We start from the raw sequence: 24,244 nt of genomic DNA, 5'->3' as shown, positions 1-24,244 counted from the left end.
ATTCCTTGACCCGAACTATTTTATATTCTATACCTGAGCCAGTGCTGTTCACCGGTTATCCATCCGGACCAGAGGAGGCTCTCGTGCACGTTCCCAAGATGGTGGTCACGGCCATCGCCGCCACCGCACTCGCGATCGGGTTGAGCGCCTGCTCGGCGGAGGAATCCGCGAACAACGCCGCCACCAGCGATCTCGCCATCGACAAGTCGACGTGTGACACGCTCGCGGCCAAGTACCCCGGGCTCGCCGGCAAGACGCTGACGGTGGGCATCTCCCCGGCGCCGGCGAACTACTCGGCGTCTGACCCGAAGAACCCGTCGAACATCATCGGCATCGAACCGGATCTACTCAACGCCGCCGGGCAATGCCTGGGGTTCCGCACCACGTACTCCAAGTTGGACTTCGCCGGGCTGGTGCCTGCGCTGCAGTCCGGCCGGGTGGATCTGGTCGCGGCCGGGATGTACTCGTCGGAGGAGCGCGTCAAACAAGTCGACTTCGTCAACTACATGAAAGCCGGCGAGGCATCGATCGTCGCGGCCGGCAACCCCAAGAACATCAAGTCCCTAGCCGACATCTGCGGTGTCACGGCCGCGCTGGTGGTCGGCACCGTCGAGAACGCGATCTTCGACAAGCAGAACAAAGAGTGCGAGTCGACGGGCAAGCCTCCGCTGAAGACGCTGAACTTCCCGAGCATCGACCGGGCGCAGAGCGCTCTCGCGCAGGGTGAGGCAGACATCGTGCTCACCGATGCCGGTGTCGCTGCCTATCTGGCCGAGCGCAACCCGGACAAACTCGCCGTCGGTTTCCAATTGCCCACCGACTTCGACTTCGGATTCGGAGTCAACAAGAAGGCCACCGAGTTACGCGACGGCCTCAACGCTGCGCTCGGGCAGATGTACGCCGACGGCGGGCTGCAGAAGGCGATGAAGCGCTGGGGGTTCTCTTCTGATCAGGAGCTCCAACCCGCCGTCGTCACCAGCTGATCGGGAGTCGACATGACCGAATTCCTGCGTTACCTGGTCGACCCGTTCCTGTGGCGCGGTTTGGTGGTGGCCATCCAGATCACCGCCGTCTCCATGGCATTGGCTCTCGTTCTCGGCCTGCTGCTCGCCCTGATGCGGGAATCGCGCCATGCCGTGCTGCGGGTCCCTGCCGCGTTCTACACCTGGTTGATGCGGGGCACACCGCTGCTGCTGCAACTGGTGTTTCTCTACACCGCGCTGCCGAGCGCGGGTGTCTCTTTCGGCCCGGTGGTCACCGCGATGATCGGTTTCACGATGAACGAGGCGGCCTTCGCCGGCGAGATCATTCGCGGCGGCATCAAATCCGTGGGCAAAAGCCAAGTGGTGGCGGCGAATTCGCTCGGCATGGGGCCGGTGCTGACCCTGCGTCGCGTGATCATGCCCCAGGCGCTGCGGGCCATCGTGCCGGCACTCGGCAACGACGCCATCTCGATGCTCAAGTTCACCTCGCTGGCGTCGGTGATCGCCGTCAACGAACTCACGCTGCGGGCTCAGACGATCGTCGCCACGAACTTCGACTTCTTCCCGGTCTTCCTCGCCGCCGGTGCGATGTACCTCGCGGCGACCACCGTGATGGGCTTCGGCCAGTCGGCGCTCGAGCGCAAGTTCGCTCTCGACAGGCCCACCACCCCTCAGGCCGGGTTCATGGCGCGCGCGATCGGTCTCCCCCGCCGCCGCCCGAAGGCCGGTGCGGCTGCCCCGTCACCAGACGAAACTCCTCCTGTGGCACCAGTATCCGCGCCCTCCGCGGCGCCCGCGGGTGTCGCCGACCTCATCGCCCGGCAGTCGACGACGTCGTCGGACGATGAGAGCGATGGCACCGATTTCGTCTCGTGCCGCAACGTGCACAAGGCCTACGAAGGACGTCCGATCCTCACCGGGGTGGACCTCGACGTGAAGCAGGGCGAGGTCGTCGTGCTCATGGGTCCCAGCGGGTCCGGCAAGAGCACCCTGCTGCGTCTGGTCAACCACCTCGAGGACGTCGACGACGGAGAGGTGCTCGTCGACGGACGCCACGTCGGTTACGAGCTCAAGGACGGCACGCTGCGGTCGGTGTCGCGTCTCGCGCAAGCTCGCGCCGACGCACGAATCGGCATGGTGTTCCAGCACTTCAATCTCTTCGATCATCTGACGGTGCTCGACAACATCAGCATCGCCCCGCGGCGGGTCTACGGCCGCGATCAGGCGGAGACCACCGAACTCGCACTCGCTCTTCTGCGCGACGTCGGCCTCGAACAGCACGCCCACCACCTGCCGCACCGTCTGTCGGGCGGGCAGCAGCAGCGCGTGGCAATCGCGCGCGCTCTGGCCATCCAGCCCAAGCTGATGCTCTTCGACGAGCCGACGTCGGCACTGGATCCGGAGTTGGTCGGCGAGGTACTGCAGGTGATCCGCCGCCTGGCAGAGGCCGGTATGACGATGCTCGTCGTGACCCATGAGGTGCGCTTCGCCCGCGAGGTCGCCGACCGGGTGGTGTTCATGGACGGAGGCAAAGTCGTGGAGCAGGGCACTCCGGAAGAGGTGCTCGACCGCCCGACGCACCCCCGCACACGGAGGTTCTTGAACCTCGTCGCTCAGACCGAACGTGTCTGACACGACCGCCGTACAGTCAGATCGGAAAGGCGCCTTCATGTCGCGAGCAACCCCACCCCGTGTCGCGATCATCGGTGCCGGCTTCGCCGGCATCGTCGTCGCCATCAAACTGCAGCGGGTCGGTATCGACTACGTCATCTTCGAGCGGTCCGAAGGCGTCGGTGGCACCTGGTGGGACAACCGGTACCCGGGAGCGGAAACCGATGCCGCATCGCATCTCTACGCCTACTCGTTCGCCCCGTACGACTGGAGCCGGACGCATGTCCGTCGCGCCGAGATCCAGGAGTACCTCGAGCATGTCGCCGAGTCGTTCGGCGTGATGAGCTCCATCCGCTTCAAGGAGACGGTGGAATCGGTGACGTGGGACGACGCGTCGAGCGAGTACGTCGTGCGCACGGCTGCCGGGGAGAGCGAGCGCTTCGGGTTCGTGGTGTCGTGCGTCGGACTGTTCGCGGCGCCGCAATATCCGGTGTGGCCCGGACTCGAGGATTTCCGCGGCGAGGTCGTGCACACCGCGGAATGGGATGAGACGCTCGACATCTCGGGCAAGAGGGTCGCCGTGGTCGGGACAGGCTCCAGCGCCGCCCAGGTCGTGCCGACGGTGGCGCCGCACGCACACTCCGTCACGGTCTATCAGCGCCAGCCCGGCTGGGTGCTGCCCAAGGGGGATCGCGACTTCTCCGCGCGGGAACGGAGGGTGTTCTCCTGGCCGTTCATCCAACGGCTCAATCGGATTCGTCTCTACGTCCGTCAGGAGCGCCGGGAATGGCACGGCGCGGTGTTCCGTCCGGGCAGCAGGATGAATCGACGCTGGGAGGCCAAGGCCCGGCAGTACGTGGCGGAGGTGTTCGCGGACCGTCCCGACCTCGCCGAAGCACTGACCCCCGACTACGCGTTCGCCGGCAAGCGCACCGTCGTCTCGAGCGACTTCTATCCGGCGCTTCTACGCGACGATGTGCATCTGGTGCCGCGAGCGGTGGTCTCCTGCACGAGCAGCGGGATCATCGACAGCGAGGGCGTGGAGCGGGAGGCTGACGTGCTGGTTCTCGCGACCGGCTACGTTGCGACGAGATTCCTTGCCTCTCTTGCGGTGACCGGCCGCAACGGGACAGCGTTGAACACCGTGTGGGGTCCTGACCCGTTTGCGTTGGCGGGGATGATGGTCCCCGGTTTCCCGAACTTCTTCATCATGTACGGGCCGAACACCAACGGTGGCCTCACCGTCTCGAACTTCGAGCACGAGGCGGACTTCATCGTCCACCAGATACGGCGGGTCCTGACGAAGGGCAAGTCGACGGTGGATGCGCGCGAGCGCGTGTCGGCGGTGTACAACCGGTGGGTGCAGCATCGCATCAGCAGTACCGCCTGGGTCGACGGCAGCAATTACTTCGCGTCGTCGACGGGCCGCATCGTCACGCAGTGGCCCGAGGGGGCGGCCGTGTATGCGCTTGTGCTGTTAGCACTTCGGCGCCTGGGAACGCGCGTGTCGTGACGACGGACACGGGCGGTCAGGCGTCACGCATGTTCCTGCTGCAGTACGGAGCGGAGCGGGTGCCGCGGTCCCTGTCACTGCGCGGCGGGTCGTCCGACCTCGGGTGGGAGCCGCTGTACGGGGTTCTCGTCGACACCGCAGAGGGCTGGGTGTTGTTCGACACGGGAATGGGTCGCGAGGCCCTGGACGCCGATGTCACCCAGGACAGCTACCGGGCCGCCGCGCTCGACGCCGGCGCGGACCCGGACAGCGCCACCTGGTCGATGCACCCCGCCCCGCCGGACCCGACGCGCTGGAACTGGGGTCTCGAGGGCGATCCGCTGACCGCCGCCCTCGCGACGGTCGATGTGCGGATCGCCGACCTGCGCCTGGCCGTGATCAGCCACCTACACCTCGATCACTCCGGCGGTATCCCGCTGCTGGCGGAGGCCGGCGTTCCGGTCGCGATCCACCGGGCCGAGCTCGAGTTCGCACGCAGCGGAAAAGCATTGTTCGAGGAAGGTTTTCGCGCCGAGGACTGGTCGGACCCGCGGATCCGCTGGGAGGTACTCGATGGTGACACCGACATCGCTCCCGGGGTCAGGGTGCTGTGCACACCCGGCCACACGCCCGGGCATGTCTCGCTGCAGGTCACCCTTCCCGATACCGGCACATGGATCTTCGCCGCGGACGCCGCCGATCTCGGGCAGAACCTTCTCGACCGGGTACCGTGCGGCTACTGCGCCGGCGGCACGGCCGTCGATGAGGCGGCGGCCGCCACGTCGTTGAACCGGCTCCTCGCCGACGCCGCCGATCTCGACGCACGGCTCATTCCCGGCCACGATCAATTGGTGTTCAACGCAATCCGGCATCCGTCAGCCGGGCACCGCTAGCAGAACGTCAGCGATCGAACAGCAGGGCTGCGACGGCCTTGCCGGTGTCCTCGATGTGCTTGTGCGCCACACGATCCGCGGCATCGGCGTCCTGCGCGCGCACGTGATCGAGCACCGCTTCATGGACGTGCCGCCAGTCCTCGCCGAGCTGGTGCTCCACGGTCGAGAAGTAGAAGCGGGCGCGCTTCTCCAGCGCTGCCGATGTGGTGGCGAGCACCGAATTCTTGGCCGCGGCCCGCAGCGCGGCGTAGAAGCCGGCGCCGGTGGCGGGCTCGTCGCCGGCTTCCCGGTTCTCCTCGATCCGGGCAGCGAGCGCGTCGAGATCGGCGTCGGTGCGGCGTAGCGCGGCCCACCGGGCGACCATGCCCTCGACGACCGCCCGGAACTCGAAGAGCTCGTCGAGTTCCTCGGCGGTGCGTTCCCGGACATGGACGCCGTGGCGGGGCTTGATGTCGACCCAGCCGGCCTCGTGCAGGGATCGCAGGGCCTCGCGGACGGGGATGCGGCTCATCCCGAACTGGGCGGCCAGGACGTCGGCGTGAATCCTCTCGCCGGGCTTGAGCTCGCCGGTGATGATGGCGTTCTCGAGCGCGTCGTGCACGCGGGTGGTCAGCGTGGCGTTCGCTGGGAACGCGGGCACCAACGGCGAGGGGCTGCTCACGACCGTCCTGTTCTGTCGTCGTCGGTCGCCCGGCATGTGCCGAGCGACTGTTGATGAAGTATACGAATCGGCGAGGTTGTCACTTCGTCACGGCGCGCGGAGGTACTCCAGCGCGGTCATCGTGTACAGCGCGGCGCATCTCAACACCTCGTCTTCCTCGGCGTAGTCGTCGATGCCTGCGGACAGGGTCGGCTGCGGGCCGTAGCAGAGCGCCTGGACCCCCTCGCGGCGCCACCGACTGGCGTCGCTGGCAGGCAGCCTGATCGCGTACGTGGGCGGAGCGTCGATGACAGCCCGCGAGGCGACGTCCCACGCGCGGGTCAGCGGCGCCTCCGGCGCCGTCCAATTGGCGTCCCAGCCCTTCAGCTCCCGGATCCGCACCGACTCGATGCCCGCGACCGCCTCCTCGACCAACGCGAACGCGTCGCGAGTCGTGATGCCCGGCGGCAGGCGGAGATCGACTTCGGCCTTGGCGCGGGTGGCTATCTGCCCGACGAAGGTGCCGGCGGCAACGGTGCCGACGTTCGACGACAACACGAGCCCGGGATCCGGGTCCGCACTCGCCATCACGGCGAGCTCGACAGGCAGTGATCCCGTCATGCCGTTGAGCGCGTCGATCCGCGATACCGCCTCGGCGATCCGCGCCGAGGCCGAGCAACCCCGCTGCACCGCCGACGAATGGCCCGCCGGGCCTTCGGCGCTCACCTCGACCCAGAGCACGCCCTTCTCGCCGAGCGCCAGACGTCGGAAGCCGGGTCCCTCGCCGCAGATGAGCGCATCGCCGAGCAGATCCGGGTGCTCGCGCAGAAGATAGGCCGCGCCATTGTCACCGAATACGACCTCGTCGCTGACGGCGGTGAACGTGATTCGGCCGCACCACTTCTCGCGTTCGGCGGCGAGCAGCGCCGCGGCCGTCACCATCGCGGCGACCGCCCCCTTCATGTTGCCCATGCCGAGCCCGTACAGCCGGCCGTCGACGCGGGTCAGCTCCCACACCGGCTGGCTCCATGCGGACTCGTCGCCCGGCGGCATGGTGTCGAGGTGGACGTTGAGCACGAGGTGCGGACCCGGTCGGCCGGAGTCGATCTCGGCGAGGACCGACGGCATCGTCGGCACGCAGCGCTCCTGACGGGAGTGGATTCCGCGGTCGGCGAGGGCCCGCGACACCACGTCGGCCACTTCGCGTGTGTCGCCGTCGGGATTGACGCTGGGGGCGGCCACGAGCTGCGCGCACAGGTCGACGATCGCCTCGCGTTGTTCGGCGATGGTGCCCTGCAGGTGCGACGTCACCTCGGTCGGGATCATGCGGCTCCTCGGGTGTGGGTCTCTCGCCGCCAGTCGGCGACGGCGTAGGGGTGCGTGTCGGTACCGGCCGCGACGACGGCGCCGAAGACGTCGGCACCCGGAGTCCTCGTGACGATGTGGTGGCCCCGCTCGGCGAGCGCGTCCGCCCGGGGATGCCCCTCCTCGATCAGCAGATCGCCGTCCTGGCTGCGCCAGCGCAACGCCCCCATGGCGTCGGCGAGGGAGGTTCCGCTGAACTCGTGCGCCGAGAGAACCTGCAGCAGCGTCTGGATCTGGCCGTCGGCCCCCGGCGTCGCGATGCCGAGCACCCCGCGCTCCGAGGTGACCATCGCCGGCGCGAGCGTGTGCACCGGGCGCTTTCCCGGCGCCGCGATGTTGTCGCCGTTGGTGAACCCCGCGGCGCGATTGTTCAACACGATGCCCAGCTCGGGCACGAACACCCCGGAGCCGAAGTCGTCGAAGACGCTCACCAGCGAGGACACGACCTGGCCGTCGGCGTCGACGGTGGCGACTCCGGCGGTATGGAGATAGGCGCGGGGTCCTGCGCGACCCGACGCCCGCTCGAGGTCGACGTCGAGATCCAGCTCGAGCAGCGCAGCGCCTCTCCCGCACGACGATCGGTGCTCGAACGCCGCGCCGGTCACCTCCACGAGCAGGTGGTCGTCAACGGGGACGCCACGCGCTGCGAGCCGACGGACGCACTGCAACGCCATCGCGAGAAGGACGCCCTGCGACATCGGCGGCTGGACGTGGACCAGGCCGGAGCCCCACGGCACGGCCACCGGTGGCGGACACGGGGTGTCGTGTTCGGCGAGATCCTCCAGCTCGAGTGACCCACCGCAGCGGCGCACGGCGTCGACGACGGCGGCCGCCCCTGGTCCGGTGTAGAAGGCATCGCGTCCCGCGTCGCCGATGCGTCCCAGCAGGTCCGCCAACTCCGGCTGCGCCCAGGGCTGATCGGGCGCCGACACCAGCGACCAGTCCCCCGCACCTCCTCGTTCCAGCCGCGCGCGCTGCTGGTCGACGGCCGCGAGCACACTCGGCTCCGGGACGACGCCGCGGCCTGCGAGTTCGATGGCCGGCGCGAGCAGCTCGGCCAAGGGCAGCCGGCCCCATCGCGCGCTCAGCGTCACCCAGCCGTCGACGAGCCCCGGGACGGTCACCGACGAGCCGCCTGACGCGTCGGGGGGCGACGGCAGGGAGCGGGGGCTCCGTCCCGTGCCGTTCACCGCGGCGACGTGGCCTCGGTCGTGGACCAGCGCCAGCAGGTCACCGCCGAGCCCTGCCGCCTGCGGGAGCACCACACTGATCACCGCCTGGGCGGCGATCGCAGCGTCCGCTGCGGTACCGCCCTGCTCCAGAACGTGCACCGCGGCCTGCGTGGCCAGCGGATGCGCCGTCGACGCGGCGCCGCCTCGTCCTGACGACATTGTCGCGCGGTACTCGGAGGGAGCCAAGGTTCGTCTCCAGTTCTCTGCAGGGCTTGCGAAACGATGCGCTGAGATAGAATATAAAACATCTCAACGGCGATCGTGAAGGAGTCGACATGACTCAGACTGTGGCCGCGCAGACCGCGGCCGATGCCCCCGACCTGGTACGAGCGTCCGACATGTCTCTCGCAGTCGCCGAGCGGCTGCTGGCCGGGGTCAAAGCGCAGGCGTCGGCACGGGGTCTCCGGTTGGCCGCGGCGGTCGTCGATCGAGGGGGCAACGTCGTCGCGTCGATGCGGATGGACAATGCCCAGCTCGGGGCGAGCTCACTGGCCCACGACAAGGCCGTGACCGCGGTGTCCTTCGGCCGGCCGACCTCGGCCTGGACAGCCAGCAGCGCGCCCGGCGGCAGCGACTGGGGGCTGGCACACACCCTGGGCGGGCATGCCGTCGTCTTTCCCGGCGGCGTCCCGGTGTTCTTCGATACCGAGCTGGTCGGAGGGCTGGGTGTGAGCGGCGCGGCCTCCGAGGTCGACGCCGCCTGCGCGACGGGCGCCGTGCACGAACAGGGCCTCACCGTCGACACCGAGACCTCTTCGTGAGCGCGGTACTCGTCGCGGGTGGCGCCACCGGCATCGGCGCCGCAGCCGTGCGGGCGTTCCGCCACCGCGGTGACCGCGTGCTTCTCGCCGACCGCAACGACGAGGCCGGGCGGGCCCTGATCGAGGAGGACCTGCCGGGCGAGGGCATGTTTCTGCACTGCGACTTCTCCGACGGCGACGCCGCCGAGGCCGCGGTCGAGGCCGCCGTCGGTTTCGGCGTCGGCTCCCTCGACGTCGTGTTCTACAACGCTGCAGTACTCGAGGCGCACCCGCTCGGTGAGTGGACCGTCGACGACTGGGACCGCAGCATGGCCGTCAACCTTCGTGCCCCGTTCTTGATGTCGCAAGCGGCGGCGCCGCATCTGCGTAAGTCGGAGCAGGGCCGGATCATTCTCACGTCGTCGACGGGCGCGTTCCGCGGGCATGCAGGTATGCCGGCCTACCACGCCACAAAGGCGGGACTGCTCGGGATGGTGCGTGCGCTGGCCGACGAACTCGGACCGGACGGAGTGACAGTCAACGCGGTGTGCCCCGGATGGGTCGACACGGCCTTCAACGACTCCTTCTGGGCTCATCAACAGGACCCCGGCCGCGCACTGGGAGACCTCACCGAGAGCATCCCGCTGCGCAGGCAGGCCGCACCCGACGACATGACGGGTGTGCTGCTGTTCCTCGCTTCGCCGGCGTCGTCATACATCACCGGTCAGGCGCTGGTGATCGACGGCGGCTACACCTCCGTGTGAAAGGACGAGCTCATGACCGACGTCGAGATCTACCTCAACCCCGCCGCGAAGCCGCTCGTGCCGACGGCCGGGTTCGCCGCCGAGAGCCGCGTCCCCCAGGACACGCATCGCACCCTGCCCGGCTACCGACCGACCGCGGTGCACTCCTGTCCGGGTCTCGCTGACCGGCTCGGCGTGCGCGCCGTCCTGGTCAAGGACGAATCCGAGCGGCTCGGCCTGCCGTCCTTCAAGATCCTCGGCGCATCCTGGGCAGCGTTGACCACCGTGCAGGCGGCCTGGGGCGCCAACACGAACGGTCCGCTATCGGTCGAATCGGTGCGCAGCTCAATCGGTTCCACCGATGGTCGGGGTCTGGTCGCCGCCACGGACGGCAATCACGGTCGCGGGGTGGCCCGTGTCGCGGCGATGCTGGGCCTGGACTCGACGATCCTGGTTCCCGCCGGCACGGCGCAGGCGCGCATCGACGCGATCGCTTCCGAGGGCGCCTCGGTCGACGTCGTGGACGGCACGTACGACGACGCGATCGCCGCGTCCGCGCGCCTGGCCGACAACGATCACCTCGTGGTCTCTGACACGTCGTGGGAGGGATATTCGGCCACTCCGCGCGCGGTGGTCGAGGGCTACTCGACGCTCTTCTACGAGATCGACGACGTCATCGACGCGCACGGCCTCCCCCGGCCCGATGTCGTTGCGCTGCAAGCCGGAGTGGGCGCGTTCGCGGCCTCGGGCCTGCGTCACTACCGAGACGGGCGGCCGAACCCGCCCCGCACCGTCGTCGTCGAGCCGGCGAGCGCCAACTGCCTGATGGCCTCCGCCCGCGCCGGCGGACTGACGCTGGTGCCCGGTCCACACCCGTCGTCGATGGCGGGTCTGAACTGCGGTATGCCGTCGGAATTGGTGTGGCCCGTATTGGCTGCGGGCACAGACGTTTTCGTCGGCATCGCCGACACCTACGCCGAGGACGCGATGCGTGCACTCGCCGACGAAGGCATCGTGGCGGGTGAGTCGGGAGCAGCGGGCCTGGGCGGCCTCCTCGCGCTCGCGGAGCGAGGCACCCCCGAAGAGCGGGCGCACGCGGGACTCGATCCCGATGCCTGTGTGCTGCTGGTCAACACCGAAGGTGCCACCGATCCCGCCAATTACGAACGTGTCGTGGGCCGCCCGGCCACCGACGTCGCCACCGCTCTCGAACCGCACTGAGGAGCACGCGCATGTCTCACACCCCGGAGACGGTCGAATCCACCCGCCTCGAGTCCAGTCACATCGACGTCATCGATCCCGATCAGCGACACGGCAGAGCCCGCGACCTGTTCACGGTCTGGTTCTCCGGCAATCTCAGCATCGGCAACGCGATCTTCGGCGCGTTGGCGATCGTCGTCGGCAACAGCTTTTGGTGGTCCGTCGTCGCGGTGCTCGTCGGCAACATCGTGGGCGGGACGTTCATGGCGCTGCACTCGGTGCAGGGTGCGAGACTGGGCGTCCCCCAACTGATCCAGAGTCGGGGACAGTTCGGCTTCCTCGGCGCGCTGCTCCCCGTCGTCCTGGCGGCTCTCCTCTACTGCGGCTTTTTCGTCGTCACCGCAGTGCTGGGTGGGCAGGCTCTGTCGGCGGCCATGCCGAACACCGTCAGCGTCAACGGCGGTCTGGTGGCGCTCTCGCTCGTCAGCTTGGGCATCGCATTGCTCGGTTACCGCGCCATCCACGTCGCTGCGAAGTGGGCCATCTGGCCGCTCGCGGCCGCCGTCGTGGTGGTCACCATCGGGTCGATCTCCCACAGCGGCATCGAGCTCACCGCCGGCCCGTTCCAGCCCGGCCCGTTCTTCACCGCGGTCGGACTCATGGCGACGTTCCTGCTGACGTATGCGCCCTACGTCTCCGACTACTCGCGGTACCTGCCCGTAAACGTCTCCGCGAAATCCTGCTTCGGCTGGACGTTCAGCGGGGTGTTCGTATCGGCGACCTGGTGCAACCTGTTGGGCGTGGTGCTGGCGGCGCAGATCGGCGGCACCGACATGTTTCTCGCCACCCGCGAGGTGGTCGGCGTCGAATGGATCGCCGTGGCCACTCTGTTGGTCACCGCTCTCGCGATCGCGGGCAACAACGCGTTGAACCTCTACGGTGGAATGCTCAACCTCATCACCGCGATCTCGTCGTTCAAAGATGTCCGACCCTCGGTCCTGGTCCGCCTCGGTTTCCTGTTGCCGACCTTCGCGATCGGACTGTGGCTGGGACTCACCGTCACCGATGACTTCTCCACACAGCTCACCAACTTCTTGTCGTTCCTGACCCTCGGTTTCGTCCCGTGGGGTGCGATCAATCTGCTCGACTTCTACCTTGTGAGGCATGGAAGCTACGACGTGACAGCGTTTTTCACTCGTCGCGGCGGCGTCTACAACCATGATCCCGCCACGTGGACATACGGCGGGGTCAACTTTCAGGCGCTCGTCGCCTACGTGATCGGGGTGGCCGTCTCGTTACCCTTCGTCAACAACGGCTGGTACGCCGGCCCGATCGCGCAGCAGCTCGGAGGTGCGGACCTGTCCTGGGTGCCGGGCCTGCTCGTCACCGGCGCCGTGTACCTCGGCGTCACCACGATCGCCGGGGCGCGGCGTGCCTCGTCGCTCACCACGTTCACCGGCGCAGTTCCGGGAGGGGCACGATGACCCAAGCACTACTGCATGGCCGCACCGCGGTGGTCACCGGAGCGGCGCGCGGGATCGGCCTGAGCATTGCCAGTCGTCTTGCCGCTCACGGCGCTGCGGTGGCGCTGATCGATCTCGACGAGGAACAGACCCGCGCTGCTGCCCGCCAGGTCGAGGAATCGACGGGCGGTCGCACCATGGGCCTGGCCGCCGACGTGACCGACGCCGCGCATCTGCGCAGCGCGGCCGACGAGATCGAGGCGACTCTCGGTCCCGTCGACGTGGTGATCCCCAACGCCGGCATCCTCGTACTCAAGACCGCCCTGGAGATCGAGCCCGCGGAGTTCGACGCCGTCCTGCGCGTGAATCTCACCGGAGCCTTCCTCACCGCGGTCGAGTTCGCGCGCCGGATGCCCGAGCGCGGCGCCGACGGTCGGATCATCTTCACGTCGTCGCTGTTCGGACTCCGTGGCGGAGTGGGCAACTCCGCCTATGCCGCATCGAAATTCGGCATCATCGGGCTGGCGCAGAGCATGGCCGCCGAGCTCGCCCCGGCCGGAATCCGAGTCAACAGCGTGTGCCCCGGCCAGATCGAGTCGGCGATGATCCGGCAATTATTCTCCGACCGCGCCGCCGCCAACGGCACCGATCCCGAATCCGAGCGCGCGGCGTTCGCACGCCACATTCCCCTCGGCGGCTTGGGCGACCCCGACGACGTCGCGGACACGTACGTCTACCTCGCCTCGTCACTGAGCAGTTACGTCACCGGTCAGCACATCGTGGTCGACGGTGGCTGGAGCGTCGGTTCCGCCTGACATGACGACCGACGGATGTATCGGGCGAAAGCGACGCTGCCGGCCCCGATGGCCATTGCTCCCCCATCAACAGACATCAGGACCGGCGCGCCGCTGCAAAGGCTTCGCTCAACCCCTCACTGCGCGCGCCTCGACAGTCCCGACGAGAGAAACCATGAGCATCCTACATAAACAACGCCGTTTCTGAGAAACGTTAAGGATTTGCTCCGCCGTAGTTCCAGGTCAGGTCTGCCATACTGCGTAGGCCCTGCATCAGCTGGGCCCATACCGATGCTGCAACGTTCACAAGGAGTGCCCCCAGTGGCTGAGCGGCTCGTCGCCGGCCGTCACCACCTCAGCCGAGCAGAGGTGGCGGCCCATCAGAAGCAGCGCCTGTTCAAGGCGCTTGCGACGGTGATGGCTGCCAACGGCTACATCAACACCACCGTCGACGACGTGATCAAGGAAGCCAAGGTCTCCCGCGCCACGTTCTACGAGCACTTCGATTCCAAGCAGGACCTCTTCATGTCCGGCTACGGGCGTGCGCAGCGACTGATCATCGCCGCGATCCGCGAGGTCCCGGTCGCCGGCACTCCGATGGAACGCTTCGGTGTCATGCTGGACCGCTACCTGGGGTTCATCGCTCTGGATCCGATACGGGCGCGGCTCTACCTGCTCGAGGTCTACGCCGCAGGTCCGGAAGCGATGCGCCGTCGTGTCGAATTGCAGCAGGAGTTCGTCGCCGGGGTGGCGCAGATCTTCGACGCACGCGAGGACGCCGATCTGTTCTCGTGTCAGGCCCTGGTGGCCGCCGTCTCGACACTGGTGACCAATGCCCTCACCCGCGGCGATGATGTCACCGCACTACGCGGGCCGATCCTCGCCCACACCGCGCGCGTCATGGACCGCGGATGATGAGCGAACCACTCGGTCTGCGCGAGCGCAAGAAGACGCAGACCCGCCGCGCGATCCGGCGCGCGGCATTCGAGCTGTTCACCGTGCAGGGCTTCGCCGCCACCACGGTCGAGCAGATCGCCGAGGCCGCGCAGGTGTCGCCGCGGACCTTCTACCGCTACTTCAACGTCAAGGAAGCGGTGCTGATCTCACAAGATCACTCACCGCTGATCGTCGCGGCGTTTCGCGCCGCGCCGCGGCACCTGACCCCCATCGCCGCGTATGAGTACGCCGCAGCCCAGGTGTTCGGCGGATTGTCCGACGATGATCGGCACGACGACCTCGTCGGGCAGCGTCTGCTCTATCAGATCCCCGAGGCGCACGGGCTGATCTACGTCGAGTTCATCAAACTGATCGAGCTCATCACCGATGCTCTGCAGGACCGGTTCGACGAGCCGACCGACATTGCCGAACGACGGGTGCTGGCGGGCGCGATGGTCGGTGTGATCTTCGGAGCCGCGCACAACAACCCGCTGCCCGAGAAAGCCGTCCCGCAGGCGCTGGCGGTTCTCGACGCAAAATTGTCCCCGTGACGAGTTCGACCTGGGCGCCGCTGCGCTCACCGGTCTTCCGTGCGCTGTGGATCGCGCAGTTGGTGTCCAACCTCGGTACCTGGATGCAGACCGTCGGCGCCCAGTGGATGCTCGTCGGCGATCCGCGGGCCGACGTGCTCGTGCCGCTGGTGCAGACCGCGACGACGCTGCCGGTGATGCTGCTGGCGCTGCCGTCCGGTGTGCTGGCCGATCTGGTGGACCGGCGCCGGCTGCTGCTCGCGACGCAGGGCGCGATGGCTGCCGGGGTGGCGTTCCTGGCGGCGCTGACCGGGTTCGGGTTGACGACGCCCGCGGTGCTGCTGATCGTGCTGTTCGTGATCGGCTGCGGCCAGGCGCTCACCATGCCGGCCTGGCAGGCGATTCAGCCTGACCTGGTTCCACCGCAGCAGATTCCGGCCGCCGCGGCGCTGGGCAGCATGAGCATGAACGGCGCGCGGGCGATCGGGCCCGCGATCGCGGGCGCGCTGGTGTCGCTGGCCGGGCCGACGCTGGTGTTCGGGCTCAACGCGGTGTCGTTCATCGGGATCGTCGCGGTGCTGCTGTGGTGGCGCCGGCCCCCGGTGCAGCACGACTACCCGCCGGAGCGCGCGATGGCGGCGTTGAGCGCGGGCGGGCGTTTCATCCGCAGTTCGCCGATCGTGCGGCGCATCCTGCTGCGTACGGCGCTGTTCATCGCGCCGGCGAGCGCGCTGTGGGGACTGCTGCCCGTCATCGCGGCCGACCAGCTGAAGCTCTCCTCGGCGGGGTACGGACTGCTGCTCGGCGCCCTCGGCGTCGGGGCCCTGCTGGGCGCGCTGGTGCTCTCGCGGCTGCGGTCGCGGTTCGGCGCCAACATGCTGCTGACGGCCGGCGCGGTCGGTTTCGCCGCGGCGACGGCGGTGTTGGCGTTGGTGCCGATCTTCGGGGTCGTGATCGCGGCGCTGGTGGTGGGCGGCGCGTCGTGGCTGCTGTCGTTGTCGACGCTGAACGCGTCGATGCAGCTGAGCCTGCCGGCGTGGGTGCGGGCGCGTGGGCTGTCGGTGTACCAGCTGATCTTCATGGGCGGGCAGGCGCTGGGGTCGGTGGTGTGGGGCGTGCTGGCGGGTGCGACGACGAGCATCACGAGCCTGCTGGTCAGCGTCGGGTTGCTGCTGGCGTGCGGGTTGTCGTCGCTGTGGTGGCCGCTGCACGCGAAGACCGGGAACCTGGACCTCACGCCGTTGTCGCACTGGCCCGAGCCCGCGCTGGTGTTCGAGCCCGAACCGCTCGACGGGCCGGTGCTGGTGCTGACGTCCTACCGCGTGCTGCCGGAGAACGAGGAGCAGTTCATCTCGGCGATGACGGTGCTGGGCCGCTCACGGCAGCGCACGGGCGCCTCGCAGTGGCGGCTGTTCCGCAGCGTCGAAGAGGAGTCGACGTACGTCGAGACGTTCGTGGTGCGGTCGTGGGGCGAGCACATGCACCAGCACTACACCCGGCTCACCAACCAGGATCAGACGGTCGAAGTGCGGGTCGAGGGGTTGATCGAGGGCTCGGCGACGTCGCACCACTACCTGGCGGTCCGCTCACACTGAGCCGACCACCGGCCAGAACACCGCGACGCTATTCGCCGTTGACGGCCGCCGCGTACCGCGAGGGTGGGTACGGCAGTTCGATGCCGCTCTCGTCGTAGGCCCGCAGGATCTCGCGGCGCAGCCGGCGCTGGACCGACCACTGGACACCGGGGCGGGTCTTCAGTGTCATCCGCAGGGTGACCTGGTCGGGGCGCAGTTCCTGGACGCCGAGCATCTCGGGCTCGCCGAGCACCTTCGCCGCGATCTTCGGGTCCTCGAGGGCAGTGTGCGCGGCGTCGAGGGCCACCTGTTCAGCGCGTTCGACGTCGGCGCTGAGCGCGACCGGCACCTCGATGCGGGCGACGGCGTAGTCCTGGCTCATGTTGCCGACGCGGGCGATCTCGCCGTTGCGCACGTACCAGAGGGTGCCGTCGATGTCGCGGACGGTGGTGACGCGCAGCCCGACGCTTTCCACCTCGCCGACCGCGTCGCCGAGGTCGACGGTGTCGCCGACGCCGTACTGGTCTTCGAGCAGCATGAACACGCCGGTCACGAAGTCGCGTACCAGGTTCTGCGCGCCGAATCCGATGGCGAGGCCGACGACGCCGGCGGAGGCGATGAACGGGGCGATGTTCACGCCGAGAACGTTGAGGATGCCGAGTGCCACCCAGATCAGCAGCACGATCGACGTGGTGGATTTGAGCACCGAGGCGATGGTCTGCGCGCGCTGCGCACGGCGTGCTGCGGCGTGGGCATTCGAGGGAGCGCGGTCTCTCAGGCCACGCAGCAGCGGCGGCTTCTTGGTGTCGGTGTCCTTCGGAGATCTACCGGTGGCAGCACGGTCGATCATCCGGTGCAGCACGTAGCGCGCGATCAGGACGACCAGGATGTAGGCAACGATCCGGATGGGAACTTCGAGTAACCAGTGCCGGTTGGTCTCTGTCCATTCGAAGGCGAGGTTGTATACGTCCATCATCTCGACCGTACAGTTACCCACTCCGCCGAACGCAAATCACGCTGGGGCTGAATCACTTTGGCGCAGCCGGCCTGGTGTGCGGCGAATGCCCAGCGCTAGCGACAAAGTCGGCGGCAGGTGAGCCGCACTAACGAGTTCTGATGACGTGTCGGTGCTCACTCGTATCGTCTGCCCATGGCAGCGCGACGGGATTCGGGGGGCGGCGGTATCGCCGGCGTCTTCGGCGTGCTGGTGGTCGTCGGGTTCATCGCCAAGTACATCTGGTTCATCGTCGGCGCACTCGCGGTCGCGGCGGTGGTCACCGGGGTGTACTACGCGTCGCGCGTCGCCCTGCGGCGGGCCGACGAGCAACGTCGTCTCGCTGAACGCCGTGAGCAGGAGCTGTGGATGCGCGCCGAGCGGCAGCGCCGATGGACCATGCTCGACGACAGCCGGGCCATTTACGGCACCGACGGCGAGGGTCCGACGCGTGCGGTGCTGGAGTCACCACCCGAGAGCGGGCCGGTCGCGCGGCTGGCGCGCACCGCGGGTGAGCTCGCGACGCTGAAGAGGAAGAAGCCCCGCGCGTGGCAGTTCGCGGTGTTCGGGTCGGTGCTGCAGCAGCGCACCGCCGAACTGGCGCCGCGGCTGCGTGACAGTCGATCGGGCTTCACGACGGGTGACGGCATGCACGTCTCGTCGGGGCCTCCCCTTGCAAACGTGTTGCTCGGCTTGATCGACCAGATGCTGTCCACGTCGCGTCAGCTCGCCAGCTTCCTCGACACCTGTGTGGCGATCCCCGACGAAGACGATCCCGACGCGGTCGAGCACACGGCGCACCGCCTGATGGACTACCAGGTGCGCTTGCTCGAGTTGTCTGAACGCTGTCGCGCGCTGTCCGCACCATCGGCGCACACCGACGTGATCGGCTCGTGCACAAGGATTCTCGACACACCAATCCGCGGGTTCCAGGAGTTTGTGGACGAATACGTCGAGGTTGCCGACGCCCTGCCGCGTCTGCTCGAACACGTGACGGGCCGGCTCGAGGTACCGGCGATCGTGCTCAATCTCGCGATCGACGACACGTTGTTCGACGCGACGACCACACGTCTTCAGGCAATGCAGCGATGATTGCTCGACGGAGCGATAACTGACGCGGGCGTCGATCAAAGACCTATCTCTGCGGCCGAATTCGTGACGTTCGCGAGCGCGCCTCTTGTTTGCACGACGTTCGCTGGCTACTGTCACGGGTACTGAGAACCCGTTGCACGCAGCGCTCTCGGTTGGGTCGGGGATCCATGCCGTTGTCGAGAAGGATTTGCCCATGAGCGCTGCAGGCCGTCATCACCGTGTCCAGCCCCGTCGTCGTCGCAGCGGATCACTCGCGGGTCTCACCGTCGCCGCCGCTTTGCTGCCGGCCCTGGCCACACCGAGCGCTCACGCCGCGAGCCTACTGCCCGAGGGACCATCGACGGTACGGACGCTGAGCCCGCTGCCCTTCGGGTACATCAACACGACGCTCAACGGCGCGGTGTGTGCGGCGCCGAACACGTGCACGCCGATCCCCTACCTCACCTTCGTGACTCCCACCGGCACCGCGGCACTCGACACGGTGCTCAAGGACAACCCGGACGAGCCGGTCGTGATCTTCGCCTACAGCAACGGTGCGCAGGCCGCGGAGTACTGGATCGCAGAGCACGCCAACGACCCGGATGCGCCGCCGGCGGAGAACGTGACGTTCATCTTCATGGGCAACTCCATCCGCAAGTACGGCGGGGTGGACAAGGAATTCGGGATCTCGCAGCCCTCGCAGTACAAGGTGATCGACGTCGCCCGCGAATACGATCCGGTCGCCGACTTCCCGGACAATCCGGCCAACCTGCTGGCGCTGGCGAATGCGTTGGCCGGCGGGTTCTCGATGCACGATTATCGCGACGTCGACATCGACGATCCGAACAACATCGTGTGGACCGAGGGCAACACCACCTACGTGCTGGTGCCGACCGAGAAGTTGCCGCTGCTCGACCCGCTGCGCGTGGTGGGTCTGAACGCGCTCGCCGATCAGCTCAACGGTCCGCTCAAGGAGATCGTGGATCAGGGGTACGACCGCAGCTACATCCCGAAGGACGAGCCCGCGGTCACGAAGACGGCGGCGACCGTCCCGGTTGAGGAGGTCGAGCCGGCGCCCGCGAAGGTTGTGAGCGTCAAAGAGTCTGTTGCCGAATCGGATTCGGATGAGCCGGCCCCGAAGAAGTCTCGGACCACAAGGGCGACGCCGGTCGCGGACGAGGTCACCGACACCGTCAAGACGATCACGAAGACGGCGACGCGGGAGCTCAAGAAGCTGACCGAACCTCTGAAGGCGCTGCGCGAGACCACGAAACCCAAGGACGACTCCCCCACGAAGCGGGACACGCCGTCGTCGGGCGGCGGCGACAGCGCCGAGTAGCTACTCGTCGCCGCCGGCAGATGACGTCGACGCGGCCGCGGGCTCCGGCCTTTCGACACGTTTCTGCGTGGCGCGGTCGTCGTCCTTCGTCGAGTCCTTCTCGTCGGACTCGCGGGGCGCGGTGACGGTCTTGTCGTTGACCGAATCTTCCTGCGCAGCTTCTTTTTCCGCGCGTGCCTCGTCACGCAGACGCTTTCGCTCCTCGCGGCGCTCGGCGGCTGCGTCCTTCAACGACGTCGCGGCGCGCTTGGTGGTTGCGGCCGTGAGCTCGTTGTCGTCCTGCTCCTGGGCGACGGCGGCGTCCTGACGGGCGACCGTCGGCGTGGGCCCGGGAGGTCCGGTGAGGGTGTCCGGGATCCCGTACTCCATCTCCGGCCGGTTGTAGGCCTTCTCGATCTTCGGCCGCAGTTTGGCGTCCAACTTGGCGACGAAGTCGGGGTCGAATTTGAACGCGACCATCGGCTGCAGGATCGGGAGCACCTCGGTCGGGATGAGGATTGTGGTGGTCGTCCCGCCCGCTGAGTTCGTCTCGACGGTGTAGTAGGTGTCTTTGTTGCGGATGTCGAATTCGGACTGCTTCACGTGCAGGATCGCGGCGCCCATGATGGCGTTGGAGACGGCGAGCATGTTCCACGGGTTGTCCGGGAAGTCGGCGATGCCGTCGTACTGGGCGGTGACGATGATGATGTTGTACGGCGTGACGGGTGTCGGGAGGTTGCCCAGTTTGCCGGTCCAGTGCTTGCTAGGCGATCCGTAGATGGCCACGTTCAGTTCGGACGGTGGGGGCGGTTCCTTGCCATCGGTGGTGTTCGCGCGGTCGGCCTCGAGGCGGCGCAGGACCTCCATGACCGCGGGCGCGCCTTCGGAGACTCCACCGATGGTCTTCGGCCCGGCGTACTGCGGGTCATACACCGCGGCGTAAAGGTTGTCCGCGCCGACTTTGACCGAGGAGTAGAACTCCTTGCCGGGGAAGGGGACGTTGACGCGCCGGTCGTACTCGGCGAAGTAGCCGCCGAAGGCGTTGACCATCTGCTCTTCGCTCAGCTCGGCATAGATGCCCTTGCCGCCGAGGAGTAGGGCCGTCGACGCGTTCGCCACACCTGCGGACGGCGCAATGAGCAGAGCTCCGAGCAAAACGGCAAAGCGCTTCATAACCCACCCCGGTTTCTGCAGCGACGAGTCCTGATCTGACATTTTGACGGTACTGCCGTATTAGCGGGTGAGGAATCGGGGAATCCCCCCGTCTTGACAAGGGATGAGCCTGAAACTTTGCTGTGATTGCAGACCTGAGCAGCGCGAATTGGCGTTCAGACCCCCTTCGCGGAGATCGTAAGCTGGTCGACGGGATTCTGGTCGACCGCGAAGGAGTCGTGAATTTTGTCGCGCCTGCAGGTATCGACGTCGGAGTTGGTTGCCGTGTCGAGCGAGCTGGACACGCTGGCGCAGCAGCTGCGGTCCGGGCTCGGGACCCTCGACGCCGACATCTCCGATGTGTTGGGTGCGGGGTGGTCCGGGGACGCGGCGACGGCGTACGGGCAGGCGTGGCGGGACTGGCACGAGGGCGCGGCACAGGTGATCGAGGGGCTCACCCGGATGTCCGGCTTGTTACAGGACGCTGCCGAGCGGTACTCCGCGACTGACGTCTCGTCAGGCGAGGATATCTCCGGGGCTGGTCTGTGATGAGTGCGTTCAGCGTCGACCCCGCAGCACTGCTGGCCGCGGTGGATCGCATGTCGGCTTTCGACTCCGAGCTCGACAAGCATTTGGCGCACGTGGCGAGCAGCGTCGCGCGGCTTGGCACGTCGTGGCAGGGCGACGCCGGGGAGGCGGAGCGTGCTGCGCAGGCCCGCTGGGACGAAGGCGCACGCGAGATGCGCGAGGCGTTGGCGCGCCTGCGCGCGATCGCCGAGGGCGCGCACGAGAACTACTCCTCGGCGGCCCAGACGAATATGCGCATGTGGGAGTGATCGGTGACGGCTCCCATCACCGTCGACCCTGTCGCCCTCGCTGGTATCGGTTCAGCTGTCGCGACTGACGGCGTCACGGTCGCCGCCGCGGCGCACATGCTGTCGACGACGCTGTCGGGCGCGGGGGCCTTGTTCGGGCACGATGCCGCCGGCGCGCTCTTCGGGCAGAGCTACACACAGGCCGGAAAGTCCTTGCTCGATGCCGCGGCATCGGCCGTGAATGCCTGCCGCAAGGTCGGTTTCGGGGTGCAGATGTCGGCGTTCAACTACGGGCGCGCCAATGCCGCGTCCACGGTAGGCGGTGGGGAGACGCCAGTGCCTCAGCCGTCCGCGCCCGGCGCCTTCACCGCACCGTCGATGCCTCCGCCGATGGGAAGCGGTGTCGTGGCGCCGTTTCTATGGACGGTCGTCGAGTCGTTGGTTGGGGATGTGTGGCCAGACGGCAACCCCGAAGAGATGCGGGCAGCGGCGGCGGCGTGGCGGTCGTTCGGCGCCGCGGTCGGCGCCACCGCTGAACCCGTCACCGCGGTGAGCGCGGCGTTGGCCGGGCAGCAGATCCCCGAGGCCGGACACATGGGCGACGCGACGGGGCAGATCAGCAGCGGGCTAGCTGACATTGCAGCGCAGGCGCAGGAATTGGCGTCACACGTTGAAGCGTTCGCGACGAACGTCGAAGCGACGCAGAACGCGATTCGGGGGCTGCTCCACCAGCTGAGCATCAGCGGAGTGCTGGATGCTCTGGGCGATATCTTCAGCGGCGAGAATCCCTGGCAGAAGGTCCAAGAAGTCGCCGACGAGATCAGAACCGTGCTGGGCAACATGAAGCGGCAGGCCGATGCCTCTCGGACCTTGTTCAGCCAGAGCATGAATGCGCTCGATTCAGCGACGACGTCGCTACAGAGCTGGGCCACCAAGGAATTCGTGGAAGTCTTCGGTGAAGACGTGGGTACTGCTCTGTCGCAGGACTTCAAGGCATTGACCAGCCTGCCGGCGGGTGGACTGAAGTTTCTCGGGGTCACGGCTGAGGGACTCCAAGGGCTTGATCCGATGCGGTTCGCGTACGACCCGCAGGGTGCTGTGGACACGTGGAAGAGTCTGGCGGATTCGACTGCGATGCTGACGAATCCGGCGCTGTTAGCGGAAAAGGTGATCTCGGATCCGCAGGGCAGTCTTGATGCCGCGAAGGCGATGGTCGACTGGGAGGACGTCGAGAAGAGCGATCCATTCCGCGCGCTGGGGTACAACGCTGCGCAGGTGGGGACGATGTTTCTGCCCGGTGCCGGGGAGGCTGGGCCGGCCGCCAGCGCGGCCTCGGCGGAGGCGCGGGTCGCGGGAGCCGAGGCACGCGCCGCCGGCGCGGGCACACGCGACGCAGCTGCGGCCGCCGGTGGTCGCGCAGCGTCCGCGACCGAAGGAATCAGCACCAAAGCCAGTGAGGTCGGTTCGAAGCTCGACGGCATCAAAGTCTCTGAGGCGCAGCCTGGTTCGAGTGTGGGCGGGAAGGCGCCGGTGGAGGCGCCCCGCGCGGACGCGCCGATGCAGAACAGGGGTGCACCTGGTTCAGAACTTCCAACTGCGCATGACGCGCCTTCTGCGAGTGAACCCAACTCGCAAGCACCTCAGCAACATGAGCCGTTCGGCCCGCCGCATGGTCCCGATCATCCGAACAATCCGCCGCACACTGGCTTGTATGACCCCCCGCCGAATCACGGCGTCATTGGTGAGCAGCTTCCGGACTTGAGTGCGATCAACGCCGAGTACAGACTCCCTGAGGGCTTGATCGATCCCCGACGATTCGAAGAGTGGACGCACCGGGTGTCGGAGGCGTATCCACAGATCACTCCCGACGGTGTTGCCGCGATCTATCACTACTCCACCGAGAATTACGAGGCGATTAATCCCTACCTGCGAAATATGGAACCGTTGACTGACAACCAGGTAATGGTTTTGGATGCCAAATCCATAGCGGACATGACCGATGCACAGCGCGCAACGCTGGAGGCGCGAATCCTCCACATCGACGAGGGTCTGTCATCGCTACCCCCGTATCGCGCTGATCCCTCCGATGCCACGTCCACAACGTGGAGAGGACTGCACGCTCCCGATGACCTTCTCGCAAATATGCAGCCCGGTAGCATTTTTGGCGACCCTGGATTCCTGAGCACCTCACTCGATCCGCAGGTAGCCGAGCTCTTTGCCATGAGAGCCGGCGAAGGGACTACCCCCTCGGTCATCACTGTGCAAGGACACAACGGAGTAGATATAGCGCAACTCTCGCAGTACGTCGACGAATCTGAAATCCTCTTTCCGCGTTCGTCACAATTCGAAGTATTGTCTACCGAGATGGGCTCCGACGGGATACTGCGAATAACTCTAAGGCAGGTTGGACCATGACAGCTGCTGATGACCGAGCTTCCCTTGTGACGAGCCAGCTTCGCGCGCGAATGCGCGTTGGCCAGGGTCTGTCCAGACCATATGCGAGGAAATGGGATGTCGGGGGTTGCATTCCGCAACACTCGCTATGGCGGCACCGTGACGATCCCCTCACTAACCTCAGCAAGGGACTACTTGCATTCAAACAGCCTCTTGTGTGGGCAAACGATGCTGTCCAAATTGGTGACGGGCGAAACTCGTTGTGGATAGCGGTAAACAGAAGCTTGCCCGGAGACGGACCTCC

The 24,244-nt window shown here is 67.3% G+C and carries 22 protein-coding genes; 17 read left to right on the top strand and 5 right to left on the bottom strand.

What is annotated here, in order from left to right; translation table 11 throughout:
• The first annotated feature begins 83 nt into the window (after positions 1 to 83).
• From ACZ50N_RS04740 to ACZ50N_RS04725, 4 genes are read left to right on the top strand one after another with little or no spacing between them, the layout of a single operon-like run.
• Positions 84 to 983, top strand: a complete 900-nt coding sequence (locus ACZ50N_RS04740; RefSeq protein ID WP_131722047.1) for an ABC transporter substrate-binding protein — start codon at positions 84 to 86, stop codon at positions 981 to 983.
• 12 nt (positions 984 to 995) lie between these two features.
• Positions 996 to 2,615 carry an amino acid ABC transporter permease/ATP-binding protein gene (locus ACZ50N_RS04735; RefSeq protein WP_464474780.1) on the top strand — a complete coding sequence of 540 codons (1,620 nt, stop codon included), beginning with the start codon at positions 996 to 998 and terminating at the stop codon, positions 2,613 to 2,615.
• A 37-nt stretch (positions 2,616 to 2,652) separates the two neighbouring features.
• Positions 2,653 to 4,107 (top strand): flavin-containing monooxygenase, encoded by a 1,455-nt coding sequence (locus tag ACZ50N_RS04730; protein WP_464468975.1) that lies wholly within the window; start codon positions 2,653 to 2,655, stop codon positions 4,105 to 4,107.
• On the top strand, positions 4,104 to 4,979 hold the full coding sequence (locus ACZ50N_RS04725) for an N-acyl homoserine lactonase family protein (protein WP_464474779.1): 876 nt from the start codon (positions 4,104 to 4,106) through the stop codon (positions 4,977 to 4,979). Before ACZ50N_RS04730 ends, ACZ50N_RS04725 begins: the two co-directional genes overlap by 4 nt.
• 7 nt (positions 4,980 to 4,986) lie before the next feature.
• Here the strand turns inward: ACZ50N_RS04725 and ACZ50N_RS04720 are convergent, their stop codons facing one another.
• The 3 genes from ACZ50N_RS04720 to ACZ50N_RS04710 form a co-directional block, all read right to left on the bottom strand.
• Positions 4,987 to 5,640, bottom strand: a complete 654-nt coding sequence (locus ACZ50N_RS04720; RefSeq protein WP_046362484.1) for a GntR family transcriptional regulator — start codon at positions 5,638 to 5,640, stop codon at positions 4,987 to 4,989.
• 87 nt (positions 5,641 to 5,727) lie between these two features.
• The gene (locus ACZ50N_RS04715; protein ID WP_464474778.1) at positions 5,728 to 6,945 is read right to left on the bottom strand and encodes a M20 family metallopeptidase; all 1,218 of its coding nucleotides are present in this window, start codon (positions 6,943 to 6,945) and stop codon (positions 5,728 to 5,730) included.
• On the bottom strand, positions 6,942 to 8,375 hold the full coding sequence (locus tag ACZ50N_RS04710; protein WP_464474777.1) for a gamma-glutamyltransferase: 1,434 nt from the start codon (positions 8,373 to 8,375) through the stop codon (positions 6,942 to 6,944). Before ACZ50N_RS04710 ends, ACZ50N_RS04715 begins: the two co-directional genes overlap by 4 nt.
• A gap of 116 nt (positions 8,376 to 8,491) precedes the next feature.
• Here ACZ50N_RS04710 and ACZ50N_RS04705 point away from each other — a divergent pair, with 116 nt between their 5' ends.
• From ACZ50N_RS04705 to ACZ50N_RS04670, 8 genes are all read left to right on the top strand, one after another.
• On the top strand, positions 8,492 to 8,977 hold the full coding sequence (locus ACZ50N_RS04705) for a GlcG/HbpS family heme-binding protein (RefSeq protein WP_083614364.1): 486 nt from the start codon (positions 8,492 to 8,494) through the stop codon (positions 8,975 to 8,977).
• Entirely contained in the window at positions 8,974 to 9,720 is a 747-nt protein-coding gene (locus ACZ50N_RS04700; RefSeq protein ID WP_048424807.1) for an SDR family NAD(P)-dependent oxidoreductase, read from the top strand. The genes ACZ50N_RS04705 and ACZ50N_RS04700 overlap by 4 nt, the downstream gene beginning before the upstream one ends.
• A 12-nt stretch (positions 9,721 to 9,732) precedes the next feature.
• Positions 9,733 to 10,920 (top strand): diaminopropionate ammonia-lyase, encoded by a 1,188-nt coding sequence (locus tag ACZ50N_RS04695; protein WP_464474776.1) that lies wholly within the window; start codon positions 9,733 to 9,735, stop codon positions 10,918 to 10,920.
• Positions 10,921 to 10,931: 11 nt separating this feature from the next.
• Complete coding sequence (locus ACZ50N_RS04690) at positions 10,932 to 12,383, top strand: purine-cytosine permease family protein (protein ID WP_053079460.1); 1,452 nt, start codon at positions 10,932 to 10,934, stop codon at positions 12,381 to 12,383.
• Positions 12,380 to 13,177, top strand: coding sequence for an SDR family NAD(P)-dependent oxidoreductase (locus ACZ50N_RS04685; protein ID WP_464474775.1), 798 nt, complete (start codon positions 12,380 to 12,382; stop codon positions 13,175 to 13,177). Before ACZ50N_RS04690 ends, ACZ50N_RS04685 begins: the two co-directional genes overlap by 4 nt.
• Before the next feature lie 300 nt (positions 13,178 to 13,477).
• Positions 13,478 to 14,071, top strand: a complete 594-nt coding sequence (locus tag ACZ50N_RS04680) for a TetR/AcrR family transcriptional regulator (protein ID WP_464474774.1) — start codon at positions 13,478 to 13,480, stop codon at positions 14,069 to 14,071.
• Positions 14,068 to 14,643, top strand: a complete 576-nt coding sequence (locus ACZ50N_RS04675; RefSeq protein ID WP_110797918.1) for a TetR/AcrR family transcriptional regulator — start codon at positions 14,068 to 14,070, stop codon at positions 14,641 to 14,643. The genes ACZ50N_RS04680 and ACZ50N_RS04675 overlap by 4 nt, the downstream gene beginning before the upstream one ends.
• Positions 14,631 to 16,217, top strand: coding sequence for an MFS transporter (locus ACZ50N_RS04670; RefSeq protein WP_464475592.1), 1,587 nt, complete (start codon positions 14,631 to 14,633; stop codon positions 16,215 to 16,217). The genes ACZ50N_RS04675 and ACZ50N_RS04670 overlap by 13 nt, the downstream gene beginning before the upstream one ends.
• A 28-nt stretch (positions 16,218 to 16,245) precedes the next feature.
• On the opposite strand, the gene ACZ50N_RS04665 is transcribed toward ACZ50N_RS04670, so the two are convergent.
• Complete coding sequence (locus ACZ50N_RS04665; RefSeq protein WP_133413688.1) at positions 16,246 to 17,169, bottom strand: mechanosensitive ion channel family protein; 924 nt, start codon at positions 17,167 to 17,169, stop codon at positions 16,246 to 16,248.
• A 177-nt stretch (positions 17,170 to 17,346) separates the two neighbouring features.
• Here ACZ50N_RS04665 and ACZ50N_RS04660 point away from each other — a divergent pair, with 177 nt between their 5' ends.
• Positions 17,347 to 18,282 (top strand): hypothetical protein, encoded by a 936-nt coding sequence (locus tag ACZ50N_RS04660; RefSeq protein ID WP_464474773.1) that lies wholly within the window; start codon positions 17,347 to 17,349, stop codon positions 18,280 to 18,282.
• 193 nt (positions 18,283 to 18,475) lie between these two features.
• Positions 18,476 to 19,600: a PE-PPE domain-containing protein gene (locus ACZ50N_RS04655; protein WP_464474772.1), complete on the top strand. Its 1,125-nt coding sequence runs from the start codon at positions 18,476 to 18,478 to the stop codon at positions 19,598 to 19,600.
• On the opposite strand, the gene ACZ50N_RS04650 is transcribed toward ACZ50N_RS04655, so the two are convergent.
• Positions 19,601 to 20,752 (bottom strand): PE-PPE domain-containing protein, encoded by a 1,152-nt coding sequence (locus ACZ50N_RS04650; protein ID WP_464474771.1) that lies wholly within the window; start codon positions 20,750 to 20,752, stop codon positions 19,601 to 19,603. It lies immediately after the preceding gene.
• 225 nt (positions 20,753 to 20,977) lie between these two features.
• Between ACZ50N_RS04650 and ACZ50N_RS04645 the strand changes: the two genes are divergently transcribed.
• From ACZ50N_RS04645 to ACZ50N_RS04635, 3 genes are read left to right on the top strand one after another with little or no spacing between them, the layout of a single operon-like run.
• On the top strand, positions 20,978 to 21,280 hold the full coding sequence (locus ACZ50N_RS04645; protein WP_464474770.1) for a WXG100 family type VII secretion target: 303 nt from the start codon (positions 20,978 to 20,980) through the stop codon (positions 21,278 to 21,280).
• Positions 21,280 to 21,567: a WXG100 family type VII secretion target gene (locus tag ACZ50N_RS04640; protein ID WP_464474769.1), complete on the top strand. Its 288-nt coding sequence runs from the start codon at positions 21,280 to 21,282 to the stop codon at positions 21,565 to 21,567. The genes ACZ50N_RS04645 and ACZ50N_RS04640 overlap by 1 nt, the downstream gene beginning before the upstream one ends.
• 3 nt (positions 21,568 to 21,570) lie before the next feature.
• Positions 21,571 to 23,961, top strand: a complete 2,391-nt coding sequence (locus ACZ50N_RS04635) for an ADP-ribosyltransferase (RefSeq protein WP_464474768.1) — start codon at positions 21,571 to 21,573, stop codon at positions 23,959 to 23,961.
• Positions 23,962 to 24,244: the final 283 nt, after the last annotated feature.

The organism is Mycolicibacterium obuense (assembly GCF_055397605.1).
The sequence above is the reverse complement of the archived record's forward strand: the minus strand, read 5'-3'. Positions and strand labels throughout refer to the sequence as shown.